Source organism: Pseudolabrys sp. Root1462 (assembly GCF_001426945.1).
Classification (GTDB): Bacteria; Pseudomonadota; Alphaproteobacteria; order Rhizobiales; family Xanthobacteraceae; genus Pseudolabrys.
In genome coordinates, this window is sequence record NZ_LMFS01000001.1 from 1,668,888 (window position 1) to 1,681,955 (window position 13,068).

Genomic DNA, 13,068 nt, shown 5'->3' on the forward strand with positions numbered 1-13,068 from the left:
CGGTTCCCCCGGAAATCCCCAATAAAAAGGCGCCGAGAGGCGCCCGGAGACCATAGGTATGTCGGCGACGACGCAGCAGTTCTTTTCCGCCCCGCTCAAGGATGTCGATCCGGAAATTTTCGACGTGATCGGCAAGGAGCTCGGTCGTCAGCGTGACGAGATCGAGTTGATCGCCTCGGAGAACATCGTGTCGCGCGCTGTGCTCGAGGCCCAGGGTTCGGTGCTGACCAACAAATACGCCGAAGGTTATCCGGGCCGTCGCTATTACGGCGGTTGTCAGTTCGTCGACATCGCCGAGCAGCTCGCCATCGACCGCGCTAAGAAGCTGTTCGGATGCAATTTCGCCAACGTGCAGCCCAACTCCGGCTCGCAGATGAATCAGGCCGTGTTCCTGGCGCTGCTGCAGCCGGGCGATACCTTCATGGGTCTCGACCTCAATGCCGGCGGCCATCTCACCCACGGCTCGCCGGTCAATATGTCGGGCAAGTGGTTCAAGCCGGTGCCGTATGGCGTGCGTCGCGACGACAACCTCATCGACATGGGCGAGGTTGCCAAGATCGCGCGCGAGCACAAGCCGAAGCTGATCCTCGCGGGTGCCACCGCCTACAGCCGCGTCTGGGACTTCAAGCGTTTCCGCGAAATCGCCGATGAAGTCGGCGCCTACCTGATGGTCGACATGGCGCACTTTGCCGGCCTGGTTGCCGGCGGCGTGCATCCGTCGCCGATCCCGCATGCGCATGTCGTCACCACGACGACGCACAAGTCGCTGCGCGGCCCGCGCGGCGGCATGATCCTCTCCAACGACGAAGCCATCGCCAAGAAAATGAATTCGGCGGTATTCCCCGGTCTGCAGGGCGGCCCGCTGATGCACGTCATCGCCGCCAAGGCGGTCGCGTTCGGCGAGGCGCTGCAGCCCGAATTCAAGACCTACGCCAAGAACATCGTCGATAACGCCCGCGCGCTCGCCGAGACGCTGAAGGCCCATGGTCTCGACATCGTCTCGGGTGGCACCGACAACCATCTGATGCTGGTCGATCTGCGCCCCAAGCGCCTGACCGGCAAGGTGGCCGAGGTCGCGCTCGGCCGCGCCCACATCACCTGCAACAAGAACGGCATTCCGTTCGATCCCGAAAAGCCGATGGTCACCTCGGGCGTGCGTCTCGGCACGCCGGCGGGCACCACCCGCGGTTTCGGCACGGCGGAGTTCAAGCAGGTCGGCGAGATGATCGTCGAGGTGCTCGATGTGCTGTCGCAGAAGGGCGTTGCCGAGGACTCGCTGATCGAGACCAAGGTGCGCGGCAAAGTGAAGGCGCTGCTGGATCGGTTTCCGATTTATCAGTGATGACGGCGTCATTCCGGGACGGCCAGCAGGGCCGGACCCGGAATCCGGACGCGCATGATGAATAAGATCTGGATTCCGGGTGTGGTGCTTCGCACTGCCTCGGAATGACAAAGGGAAAAACGCATGCGTTGCCCAAGCTGCGGTAGCCTCGACACGCAGGTGAAGGATTCAAGGCCGACCGAAGACTCGGCCGTGATCCGCCGCCGCCGGGTCTGTCTCGCCTGCAATTTCCGCTTCACCACCTTCGAGCGCGTGCAGTTGCGCGAGCTTACCGTGATCAAGCGCAACGGCCGCCGCGTGCCGTTCGACCGCGACAAGCTGATGCGATCGGTTCAGGTCGCCTTGCGAAAGCGGGCGGTCGAGCCGGAGCGCATCGAGCAGATGGTCTCCAAGATCGTCCGCGAGCTGGAAAGCATGGGCGAGAACGAAGTGACGTCGGAGACGATCGGCGAAGCGGTGATGCAGCACTTGCGCGAGATCGACGACGTCGCCTATGTGCGCTTTGCCTCGGTCTATCGCAATTTCCGCGAGGCCAAGGATTTCCGCGCCGCGCTGGATGAATTGCGCGCCGAGGACGACGAGGTTCCAGTCCGTAAATGAGCGAAACAGAAACCGCCGTCGCGCCGTCATCCGCAGCCGCCGATGACGAACGCTACATGAAGCTCGCGCTGGCGCTCGGCCGCCGCGGCCTCGGCAATACCTGGCCAAATCCGGCGGTCGGTGCCGTGCTGGTCAAGGACGGCGTCATCGTCGGGCGGGGATGGACGCAGCCCGGCGGCCGGCCGCATGCCGAAGTCGAGGCGCTGCGCCGCGCCAAGCGCGCCGCCAAGGGCGCGACGCTCTACGTGACGCTCGAGCCGTGCTCGCACGAAGGCATGACGCCGCCTTGTGCCGACGCCGTCATCAAGGCCGGCGTCGCCCGCGTCGTCTCGGCGCTCGAGGATCCCAACCCGGAAGTCGCAGGGCAGGGCCATGCCCGGCTGCGCGAAGCCGGCATAGATGTCGATGTTGGCCTCTGCGCCGGCGAGGCGCGTCAGGCGCATGCCGGCCACATCAGCCGCATCGCCACCAGCCGGCCGCACGTTACGCTCAAGCTCGCGGTCTCCGCGGACGGCAAGGCTGGCCTCGCCGGCCGCAAGCCGGCGCCGATCACCGAAGTCGAGGCGCGCGATCGCGTATTCATGATCCGCTACCAGAGCGACGCCATCCTGGTCGGCCTCGGCACCATCCTCTCTGACAATCCGCAACTCACCACGCGCCTGCCGGGGCTCTACGAGCGCTCGCCGGTGCGCGTCGTTCTCGACGCCAATCTGCGCATTCCGCTGTCGCTGTCGGTGGTCTCGACCGTTGGCGACGTGCCGACCTGGATCTTCTGCTCGAAGAAGGCGTCCGACGTTGCCGAGGACTTCCTGACGCAGAAGGGCTGCAAGGTGTTCCGGGTCGACGACACGCAGGGACGTCTCGATCTCGATGAGATCATGAAAATTCTGGCCGAGCAGGGCATCACGCGGCTGATGGTCGAGGGCGGCCCGACTGTCGCGTCCTCGTTCGCCGCCGCCGACATGGTCGACGAGTTCGTGCTGTTCCGCGGCTCCCGCGATGTCGGCGACAAGGGCATCGATCCACTCGAAGGCATGCCGCTCGACAAGCTCACCGGCCAGCTCAAGCTCATCGACACCGCACTGCTTGGCCCGGATACGATCGAGCATTATGTGCGCGCGTCGTGAGGTTGAACTGCGAGGCTTATTCATTCTCCGCTCGTCCCCGCGAAGCGGGGACCCAGTCTTTCTGGCTTCTGGAGTCCCGCTTGCGCGGGAATGAACGGAGTAAGGTACGCTGCTTGAGGAAAATCTGATGTTCACCGGCATTGTCACCGATCTCGGCGAAATCCGCTCGGTCGAAGCCCGCGCCAACAACCTGTCGGCGCTGTCGATCTACACGCGCTATCCGCGCGCCGAATTGATCGACGGCGCGTCGATCGCCTGCAACGGCGTTTGCCTCACCGTCGTCGCCGCCGGTGAAGACAATGGCCGCGCCTGGTTCGCAGCCGATGCAGCGGCCGAGACGCTCGCCATCACCACGGTCGGACGCTGGCAGCGTGGCGGCAAGGTCAATCTCGAGCGGCCGCTGAAGATCGGCGACGAACTCGGCGGCCACCTGGTCGCCGGCCATGTCGATGGTCTGGCCAAAGTCGTGGCCCGCGAGGACATGACCGAAATGGCGCGTTTCACGCTGCGCGCGCCGCACGCGCTTGCCCGGTTCGTCGCGCCGAAGGGTTCGGTGGCGCTGGACGGCGTGTCACTGACCGTGAACGAGGTCAAAGGCGACGATTTTACCGTTCTGATCATCCCGCATACGCTGCACGTGACCACATTCGGCGGCCTCAAAGCGGGCGATGACATCAATCTCGAAGTCGACACCATGGCGCGTTATGCCGCGCGTTTGATGGAAACCCGCTAAAGCCTTGTTTAGCGGGCGGGCCCTTGCTACGACCCCGGCCCAACAAGGAATTGAAGCACTATGGCCAAGAAGACCAGCGCGGCGACGCGCGCGCCTAAAGCCCCGGCGAAGAAATCGGAGGCGAAATCGGCGCCGCATGTCCTGATCGTCGAGGCGCGTTACTACGACGCGATCGCCGACGAGCTGCTGCGCGGCGCGGCTGCGGTGCTCACCGAAGCCGGGGCCACCTACGAGGTCGTCACCGTGCCCGGCGCGCTCGAGGTTCCCGGCGCCATCGCCATGACGCTCGATGCGCCGAAGAACAAGGGCAAGTTCGACGGCGTCGTCGCGCTCGGTTGTGTCATTCAGGGCGAGACCTATCATTTCGATCTGGTGTCGAATGAATCGGCGCGCGGCCTGACGGATCTCTCGATGCGCGGCGTCGCGCTCGGCAACGGCATTCTCACCGTGGATAACGAAGGCCAGGCGCGGGCGCGTCTCGGCGGTCTTCACGGCCACAAGGGCGAGGCCGCCGCCAAGGCCGCGCTCGTCATGATCGAATTGAAGCGGTCGCTATCGGGCAAATAATGGGCAAGGCTCCGACCAGCGGCGATAAGGACGCGCGCAAGGCGAACAAGCGCGGCGCGGCGCGGCTCGCCGCCGTTCAGGCACTGTACCAGATGGATTTGGCAGGCTCGGGCCTCAACGAGATCCTCGCCGAATTCGAAAGCCACTGGCTCGGCCGAGAGGTCGAAGGCGCGCAATACCTGCCGGCGGAAGCCGCGTTCTTCCGCGACATCGTCACCGGCGTGGTGCGCGAGCAGCGCGTGCTCGATCCGCAGATCGACGAGGCGCTGCAGGGCTCGTGGCCGCTCAAGCGCGTCGAGGCGGTGCTGCGCGCCGCGCTGCGCGCCGGCGCCTATGAACTGGCGCACCGCCGCGACGTGCCGGCCCGTGTCGTCATCGCCGAATATGCAGACGTCGCCGCCGCCTTCGTTGAGCGCGACGAAACCGGCATGGTCAACGCCGTGCTCGACCAACTGGCCCGCAAGCTGCGCGGCGACGAGTTCGCGGCCTGACGCGTCATGGGGTAGGGTGCGCCCTATGTCCTCAGACTCTCCCTCCGGCGAAGACAAACTGATCGCGCGGTTCTTCGGCCCCATCGCCACCGATCCCGGCGCGCTGGGCCTCTCCGACGACGCCGCCTTCATCAAGCCGCCGGCCGGTTGCGAGATGGTGCTGAAGACCGACGCCATCGTCGGCGGCATCCATTTCTTCACCGAGGATCCGGCCGCCGCCGTGGCGCAGAAGGCGCTGCGCGTGAACCTGTCCGATCTCGCTGCCAAGGGCGCCAGACCACTCGGGTTCCTCGTCTCCTTGGCATTGCCAAAAGGGGTCGACGAGACCTGGCTCACCGGCTTTGCCTCCGGTCTGCGCGAAGACGCCGCCACCTACAAATGCCCGCTGTTCGGCGGCGACACCGTGCGCTCGCCGGGGCCGATCATGGTGTCGGTCGCGACTTTCGGCAGCGTGCCGGATGGCCGCATGGTGCGCCGCTCGACGGCCAAGCCCGGCGACCACGTCTTCGTCAGCGGCAGCATCGGTGATGCGGTGCTCGGTCTTGGCTTGCGCAATGGCGCGTCGTGGTCGCTCGACGACAAGCAGCGCGAACACTTGCTGTCGCGCTATCTGCTGCCGCGGCCGCGCAACGCGCTGGCGCAGGCCGTGCTCGATTATGCTTCTGCGTCGATGGACGTGTCAGACGGGCTCGCCGGCGATCTCGCCAAGCTGTGCCGCGTTTCCAAAGTCTCCGCCGACATCGAGGTCGCGCGCGTGCCGCTGTCCGATGCGGCCAAGGTCGTGATTGCGCAGGATGCGGCGCAGCTCGAGCCGGCACTGTCAGGCGGCGACGATTACGAAATCCTCTGCACCGTGCCGCCGGCTAACGTCGACCGCTTCCGCGTCGCGGCGATGGCGGCCAAGACCGCGGTCACCGACATCGGCACGATTGCGCAAGGCGAGGGCGCCCGGTTTTGCCGCGCCGACGGCACGACGTTGAACTTCAAGCGCGCCTCGTTCAGCCATTTCTGACGGCGGATTTCGGCGCCGCTCGCATCGCGGCGTCCTCGCCCCTATAGTACCGCCCATAAGAACACGGGCGAGGAAACGCGATGGACGACAGCAAGATCCGGCAGTCCTACATGCCGGTGGGACAGACACCGAATTTCCTGAAGTATCTGCGCGAGTTTCCGACCGCGCAGTATTTCCGCCGCCGCGCGCCGCGACACGTCCCGGGCTTTTCCTTCGCTTATGGCGACACCGGCGCCGGCGACGATATCGGCATCGCGCACAACTGGGCCTCCCTCGACGGGGTCAAGATCGTGCCGCGCTACGGCGTCACCAATGTGCTGCCGCCGGTGGAGGTGGAATTGTTCGGCACGTGTTATGCGGCGCCGATCGGCATCGCGCCGATGGGCGGGCCGTCGCTGGTCTGGCCCGGCGCCGATCTCATCATGGCCAAGGCGGCGCAGGCCGCGCGGATCCCTTATACGCTGAGTGTCGTCGGCGGCGCCGTCATCGAAGAGGTCGCGGCAGTCGCGCCCGATGTGTTCTGGCTTCAGATCTATCGCTTCGCCCGCGACGATCACCGGATTGGCTTCGATCTCGTCAAGCGCGCCACGGCCGCCGGCGTCAAGGTGCTGACGCTCACCGTCGATACGCCGGTGCGCACGATCCGTTCGCGCGAAACCTATGCCGGCCTCGGCGGCGAGTTCAATCCGAACGCGCGCATGATCGCCGAGATGCTGATGCGGCCGCGCTGGCTCGCCGCGCTGTTGCGCAACGGTTATCCGCGCTTCGCCAGCCTCCAGCAGTATTCGGGCAAGACCCGCACCAACGACATCATTCGTTTCGCCCGCAGCGAGATGGGTGGCGCGTTTCTGTGGGACGAGATCGCGCGCTACCGCGACGCCTGGAAAGGACCGATGACGCTCAAGGGCATTCTGCATCCACAGGACGCCGAGAAGGCGCTGGCGCTCGGCATCGACGGCATCTGGGTGTCGAACCACGGCGGCCGTCAGATCGAGGCGCTGGCGCCGACCATCGACGTGCTGCCGGCGATCACCAAGGTGGTCGGCAACAAGGCCACCATCCTGTTCGACAGCGGCGTGCGCTCCGGTCAGGACGTCATGCGGGCGCTGGCGCTCGGCGCGCAAGCGGCCTTCGCCGGCAAGTCGTTCCTGTGGGCCATCGGCGCGCTCGGCGAGGACGGACCGGCGCAGTTGATCGACCTCTACATGAACGACCTGCGCGCCTCGCTCGGTCAGATCGGCGCCCAGTCACCGGCCGAAGCGCGTCTCGCCACCGTGGTGCACCGCACCCGCATCGACTTCTGAGCGTTTCAGAGGGGAAACAACCCAGCCCTGCGACTTTCGGAGTAGCCGCCTTCTCTTTAGGCCGCTATGAGGGGAAAGTTTTTGCCCGGGAAACTTGCGAATGTCGGCCGTCGCCGAAGCTCTGCCGCATCTCACCGATGACAATCTGGCGCGCCGTAACGCTCGGGTGCTGGCCGTCGCGCAGGCGCTGGCCGGCGGGAACAATACCGTCATCGTTTCGACCGCGTCGATCGTTGGCGCCACCTTGGCGCCGGACAAGGGCCTCGCCACCTTGCCGATCACGGGCATGGTGCTGGGGATGTGGATCGGCTCGCTGCCGCTCGGCTGGCTGGCGCGCCGCTACGGCCGCCGCAATGCGCTCCAGGTCGGCTCGCTGTTCGGCGTCCTGTCCGGTCTGGTGTCCTGCTACGCGGTGATCCAGGGCTCGTTCGCCATCCTGGTGCTCGGCACGTTCTTCGGCGGTCTCTATGCCGCGGCCCACGTGTCCTATCGCTTCGCCGCCGCCGATACGGCGAGCGAGCGCATGCGGGCCAAGGTGGTGTCATGGGTGCTGGCCGGCGGCGTCTTCGCCGCGGTGATCGGGCCGCAGCTCGTCATCTTCACCAAGGACCTGCTGCCGCCTTACGTGTTCGCGGCGAGCTATCTCGGTCAATCGGCCTGCGCCGTGATCGCCGCCGTCGTTCTGTCCTTCGTCCGCATTCCGCGCGTCGCTCAGGCGCACAGCACCACGAGTCGGGCGCTCGGCGAAATCGTGCGCATGCCGCGCTTCATCGTTGCCGTGGCCTGCGGGGTTGTCAGCTACGGCGTCATGAACCTGGTCATGACATCGGCGCCGCTGGCGATGATCGGCTGCGGCCATTCCGTCACCGACGCCGCGCTCGGCATCCAGTGGCACGTGCTGGCGATGTACGCGCCGAGCTTCGTCACCGGCACGCTGATCTCGCGCTTCGGCGTCGAGCGCATCACCGGCCTCGGCCTGGTGATCACGCTGCTGTCCGCCGCGATCGGCGTTGCCGGGCTCACGGTCGCACATTTCTGGACGACGCTGGTGCTGCTCGGCATTGGCTGGAACTTCACTTTCATCGGCGCCACCACCATGGTGACGCAGTGTCATCGCCCGGAAGAGCGCACCAAAGTTCAGTCGTTCAACGACTTCATGATCTTCGGCTGCATGGCGCTGACGTCGTTCTCGTCAGGCCAGTTCCTGGCGCTGTTCGGGTGGGCCGCGATCAACGAACTGGCGATGCCCATCCTCGCTGCTCCCGCGGTGCTTTTGATCTGGCTGGTGCTGCGCCAGCGCACCGAAGCGGCGGCGGCGGTTTAAAACAAACGCGCTATAGTCGGCGGATGACCGAAACGCCGTCCTTCACCATCGCTGCCGTCGAGAACGCCGCGGATCTAGCCGACGTCATTCGTTTGTTCCGCGCCTATGCGGAGTCGCTGCCGGTCGATCTCGCTTATCAGGGCTTCGAGGCCGAGATGGCGGCGATGCCCGGCAAATACGCGTCGCCCAAAGGCGTGCTGCTGATTGCGCGGGACCAGGCGGGCAGGGCGGTCGGTTGCACCGCGCTGCGCCCGATCGAGCCGCCGGGCACCTGCGAGATGAAGCGGCTCTACGTCACCGCCGACGGCCGCGGCCAAAAGCTGGGCAAACGGCTGGTCGAGCGCCTGTTCGCCGACGCCCGGGCCATCGGTTATCGCGAGATGCGGCTCGACACGCTGCCGACCATGCTGGACGCCCAGGCGTTGTATCGCCGTTTCGGCTTCGAGCCGATCGACGCCTACTACGACACGCCGGTCGCCGGCACCGTGTTCATGCGCAAGCTGTTGTAAGGGCGCGCGCGGCGGTCCCCACGTCATGCCGACGCAAAGCCGCGGTGCTTCAGGGGCAGGCCTTGTAGCCGAATTTGCTGATGATCTCGCGGCCGGAGATGGTGTGGAATTCGAACGAGTCGACGTAGTGGTTCGCCACGAGATAACGCCGCAGCGCCGGCTTGTACGAGTTGAGCATCGCAGCCTGGCGCTTCGGCGGTGGCGTTTGACCGCGTTCGTTGGGGAACAGCGCGGCGTGAAACGCGAGTTCGGCATCGGGTGAGACGCAGACATTGCGGATGGCGAGCAGCATCGTGCAGGAGGACTGGCAATGCCCCTCGATGCGAAAGCGCTCGCCTGATTTGTTGTACTTGGCGACGATGTCCGGGGCGCCGATGGGGCCACCGCCGCCGTAAGGGCGCGACGAACCATCGGCGAGTGCTGCCGCGGGCACGGCGAATAGAAGGCTTGCGGCGCAGCAGAGCCAGCGCATTGACGTCATGATTTCCCCCCAGGGCGGTCCCGGTTTTGATCGCGTCTTTCCTGCGGAAGAATGATGGCGGGAAACCTTTGCAGGCGCAAATGCAGGCGGGCGTCCTGCAACGCGCGGTCGCCGCCGGCACCGTGTTCATGCGCAAGCTGTTGTAAATGCCGTCTCCGCGAAGGCGGAGACCATGCGCCGAGCAGGCGACTTGGCATTAATTCCTAAAGCTATTATTCCTAGTCTCGTCCATCTCCCACCGAGGGCGCTCTCATGAGGCGTCATGGCAGCGGGAGACGGACGCGGTGCCCGCGGGCCTAGGGAATACGCACCCCAGGCGCTCGGGCGGCGCCGGGGCTCCGCCCGCCGGCAATAAGACCGGCNCGCGCTACCCGTCGCAAGATGGATCAGCCGCCGAAAGCGCGGCCCGGCGTCGTAACGACACCGCGATGGAGCGCCGCGGGGCGCAGTGTCCTCGATCGCAAGAGGGCACAGCGCACCCCAAAGGTGCGAATCGAATGGGCGCCTCGCGGCGCTCCATCCCCTCGGCTTTTCCGAGGGGCCGGAAGGGGAAGGCAGGCCGCCCCGGGCCTTCGAGAACAGGGGCGATGGCGCATGTTCGCACCGGTAAAACAGCGCTCCGGTATCAAGTTTCCTGTCAAATCCACCCGGCCGGGACGTTGCTTTGCCGCCACGATTTTGGCATGGTCCGCGCGCTTTCCAGGTCGGGGTGAAGCGCCCTTATAAAGCGGCCATCCTCGATAATTCCGGGCGCCGGGCCGGGAGGCCATCCTCCTGCCAAAGCTCATTACAAAACGGGGTTGAGACACCATGACGACTTTGTGGGCGATCGTAGGCTGCGGCCTGCTTGCCGTCCTGTACGGGATCTGGGCGACCGGATCCGTGTTGCGGGCTGATCAGGGCAGCGCGCGTATGCAGGAAATCGCGGCTGCCGTGCGCGAAGGCGCGCAGGCTTATTTGCGCCGCCAGTACACCACCATCGGCATCGTCGGTGTCGTGATCTTCGTGCTTATCGGCTTCACGCTCGGCTGGCTGGTAGCCTTCGGGTTCGCCATCGGCGCGATCCTGTCCGGCGCGGCCGGCTTCATCGGCATGAACGTCTCGGTGCGCGCCAACGTCCGCACCGCCCAAGCCGCGACCAAGTCGCTCGCCGGCGGTCTCGACATCGCATTCAAAGCCGGCGCCATCACCGGCATGCTCGTTGCCGGTCTGGCGCTGCTCGGCGTCACGGTCTATTTCGGCTTCCTCACCGGCACCATGCACATGGCGCCGAACGACCGGGTCGTCATCGACTCCATCGTCGCGCTCGGTTTCGGCGCTTCGCTGATCTCGATCTTCGCCCGTCTCGGCGGCGGCATCTTCACCAAGGGTGCGGACGTCGGCGGCGACCTCGTCGGCAAGGTCGAGGCCGGCATTCCGGAAGACGATCCGCGTAACCCGGCGACCATCGCCGACAACGTCGGCGACAATGTCGGCGATTGCGCCGGCATGGCGGCCGACCTGTTCGAGACCTACGCGGTGACCATCGTCGCCACCATGGTTCTCGCCGCGATCTTCTTCGCCGGCACGCCGATCCTGACCCAAATGATGACGCTGCCGCTCGCCATTGGCGGCATCTGCATCATCACCTCGATCGTCGGCACCTTCTTCGTCAAGCTCGGCGCTTCGCAGTCGATCATGGGCGCCCTGTACAAGGGCCTCATCGTCACCGGCATCCTGTCGCTCGTCGGCATCGCGCTGGTCATCCACTGGGTTCTGCCGAACCACTTCGGCGCGCTCGACGGCCAGACTTACACCGGCATGACGCTCTATATCTGCGGCATCGTCGGTCTCGTGGTCACCGGCCTGATCATCTGGATTACCGAGTACTACACCGGCACCGACTACCGCCCGGTGAAGTCGATCGCGCAGGCCTCGGTCACGGGTCACGGCACCAACGTGATTCAGGGTCTCGCCATCTCGATGGAATCGACCGCGGGTCCCGCGATCGTCATCATCGCCGGCATCCTGGTGACCTATAACCTCGCCGGTCTGTTCGGCATCGCGATCGCGGTCACCACCATGCTGGCTCTCGCGGGCATGATCGTCGCGCTCGACGCTTTCGGCCCGGTCACCGACAATGCCGGCGGCATTGCCGAAATGGCCGGTCTGCCGAAGGAAGTGCGCAAGTCCACCGACGCGCTCGATGCGGTCGGCAACACCACTAAGGCGATCACCAAGGGCTATGCCATCGGTTCGGCCGGCCTCGGCGCACTGGTGCTGTTCGCGGCCTATAACCAGGATCTGCAGTACTTCATCAAGGGCGCTGCCGATCATCCGTACTTCCAGGGCATCACGCTCGACTTCTCGCTGAACAATCCCTACGTGGTTGTCGGCCTGTTGTTCGGCGGCCTGCTGCCGTACCTGTTCGCGGCCATGGGCATGACCGCGGTCGGTCGCGCCGCAGGCTCGATCGTCGAGGAAGTGCGCAAGCAGTTCCGTGAAGATCCGGGCATCATGAAGGGCACCTCGAAGCCGAACTATGCCCGCGCGGTCGACATCCTGACCAAGGCGGCGATCAAGGAAATGATCATCCCGTCGCTGCTGCCGGTGCTGTCGCCGATCGTTTGGTACTTCGCGATCTACTTCATCGCGGGTGGCGGTGCGGCCGGCAAGTCGGCCGGCTTCTCGGCGCTCGGCGCGATGCTGCTCGGCGTCATCGTCAACGGCCTGTTCGTTGCGATCTCGATGACCTCGGGCGGCGGCGCCTGGGACAACGCCAAGAAGTACATCGAAGACGGCCACTTCGGCGGCAAGGGTTCGGACGCCCACAAGGCGGCCGTGACCGGCGACACCGTCGGCGACCCCTACAAGGACACGGCCGGCCCGGCCGTGAACCCGATGATCAAGATCACCAACATCGTGGCTCTGCTGCTGCTGGCGATCCTGGCTCACTAAGCGAAAGAGGGCCGGGGAGACCCGGCCCTCGCTCGGAAAATGAAAAGGCCCGCGACATTCGCGGGCCTTTTTTGTTTGTCTGATGTTGTCGTGAAACCTGAGCGTTGCCTTAGAACACCTTGAAAGCATTGAAGACGCCCTTGAGGTAGTTGAGCTGGTTGCCGCCGGTTTCGGTGGTCTGCGACACGAAGTCGAAGATCTTGCCGTCCTTCATGCCGTAATTGGCGAGGCGCCTGACCTTGCGGTCCTTGTCGAAATAGACGGCGATGACGCGCTGGTCGGTGACGTGATGGGGCATGAAGGCGGCTGAGCGCTCGGCCTTCTGCGAGATGTAGTAGAACACGTCGCCGTTGATGGTGGCGACTGTCGAGGGCGTGCCGAGGACGATCAGCACCTGTTCCTGGGTGGCGCCGATCGGGATCTGCTCGAGCGCGCCATCGGGCACGACATAGCCGCGCTGCAACGTCTCGCCGAAGCTGCCGCAGCCGGCGAGCGTCATCGGCGCGGCTAGCGCGGTCATCAGCGCGAGCGCCGGTGCGAGGCGGCGAGCGGGCAGGGATTTCGGGATTCCGGCAGTCATCGACAACGGTTCCTCATCGGCAATTGTCTGGGGGGTCAATTGAGTTCTTGCATCCGGCGGG

At 65.5% G+C, this 13,068-nt stretch carries 13 protein-coding genes; 11 read left to right on the forward strand and 2 right to left on the reverse strand.

What is annotated here, in order from left to right; translation table 11 throughout:
* Positions 1 to 58 precede the first annotated feature (58 nt).
* From glyA to ASD45_RS08190, 10 genes are all read left to right on the forward strand, one after another.
* Positions 59 to 1,342: a serine hydroxymethyltransferase gene (glyA, locus tag ASD45_RS08145; protein ID WP_056911029.1), complete on the forward strand. Its 1,284-nt coding sequence runs from the start codon at positions 59 to 61 to the stop codon at positions 1,340 to 1,342.
* A 123-nt stretch (positions 1,343 to 1,465) separates the two neighbouring features.
* On the forward strand, positions 1,466 to 1,942 hold the full coding sequence (gene nrdR / locus ASD45_RS08150) for a transcriptional regulator NrdR (protein ID WP_056911030.1): 477 nt from the start codon (positions 1,466 to 1,468) through the stop codon (positions 1,940 to 1,942).
* Positions 1,939 to 3,069 (forward strand): bifunctional diaminohydroxyphosphoribosylaminopyrimidine deaminase/5-amino-6-(5-phosphoribosylamino)uracil reductase RibD, encoded by a 1,131-nt coding sequence (ribD, locus tag ASD45_RS08155; protein WP_056911031.1) that lies wholly within the window; start codon positions 1,939 to 1,941, stop codon positions 3,067 to 3,069. The genes nrdR and ribD overlap by 4 nt, the downstream gene beginning before the upstream one ends.
* 127 nt (positions 3,070 to 3,196) lie before the next feature.
* Entirely contained in the window at positions 3,197 to 3,802 is a 606-nt protein-coding gene (locus ASD45_RS08160; RefSeq protein WP_056911032.1) for a riboflavin synthase, read from the forward strand.
* A 60-nt stretch (positions 3,803 to 3,862) separates the two neighbouring features.
* Positions 3,863 to 4,369, forward strand: coding sequence for a 6,7-dimethyl-8-ribityllumazine synthase (gene ribH, locus ASD45_RS08165; RefSeq protein ID WP_082540718.1), 507 nt, complete (start codon positions 3,863 to 3,865; stop codon positions 4,367 to 4,369).
* Entirely contained in the window at positions 4,369 to 4,860 is a 492-nt protein-coding gene (nusB, locus tag ASD45_RS08170) for a transcription antitermination factor NusB (protein ID WP_056911033.1), read from the forward strand. The genes ribH and nusB overlap by 1 nt, the downstream gene beginning before the upstream one ends.
* A gap of 25 nt (positions 4,861 to 4,885) precedes the next feature.
* On the forward strand, positions 4,886 to 5,872 hold the full coding sequence (gene thiL / locus ASD45_RS08175; RefSeq protein WP_056911034.1) for a thiamine-phosphate kinase: 987 nt from the start codon (positions 4,886 to 4,888) through the stop codon (positions 5,870 to 5,872).
* A gap of 80 nt (positions 5,873 to 5,952) precedes the next feature.
* Positions 5,953 to 7,176, forward strand: coding sequence for an alpha-hydroxy acid oxidase (locus ASD45_RS08180; protein ID WP_056911035.1), 1,224 nt, complete (start codon positions 5,953 to 5,955; stop codon positions 7,174 to 7,176).
* Positions 7,177 to 7,276: 100 nt separating this feature from the next.
* Positions 7,277 to 8,500 (forward strand): MFS transporter, encoded by a 1,224-nt coding sequence (locus tag ASD45_RS08185; protein WP_056911036.1) that lies wholly within the window; start codon positions 7,277 to 7,279, stop codon positions 8,498 to 8,500.
* A gap of 23 nt (positions 8,501 to 8,523) precedes the next feature.
* A complete protein-coding gene (locus tag ASD45_RS08190; protein WP_056911037.1) occupies positions 8,524 to 9,009 on the forward strand; it encodes a GNAT family N-acetyltransferase in 486 nt (161 codons plus the stop codon).
* A 49-nt stretch (positions 9,010 to 9,058) separates the two neighbouring features.
* Here ASD45_RS08190 and ASD45_RS08195 read toward each other — a convergent pair whose 3' ends face one another.
* Complete coding sequence (locus tag ASD45_RS08195; RefSeq protein ID WP_156380758.1) at positions 9,059 to 9,490, reverse strand: hypothetical protein; 432 nt, start codon at positions 9,488 to 9,490, stop codon at positions 9,059 to 9,061.
* Between the two features lie 810 nt (positions 9,491 to 10,300).
* Here ASD45_RS08195 and ASD45_RS08200 point away from each other — a divergent pair.
* Positions 10,301 to 12,427: a sodium-translocating pyrophosphatase gene (locus tag ASD45_RS08200; RefSeq protein ID WP_056911039.1), complete on the forward strand. Its 2,127-nt coding sequence runs from the start codon at positions 10,301 to 10,303 to the stop codon at positions 12,425 to 12,427.
* 109 nt (positions 12,428 to 12,536) lie between these two features.
* On the opposite strand, the gene bamE is transcribed toward ASD45_RS08200, so the two are convergent.
* Positions 12,537 to 13,007, reverse strand: coding sequence for an outer membrane protein assembly factor BamE (gene bamE, locus ASD45_RS08205; protein ID WP_056911040.1), 471 nt, complete (start codon positions 13,005 to 13,007; stop codon positions 12,537 to 12,539).
* Positions 13,008 to 13,068: the final 61 nt, after the last annotated feature.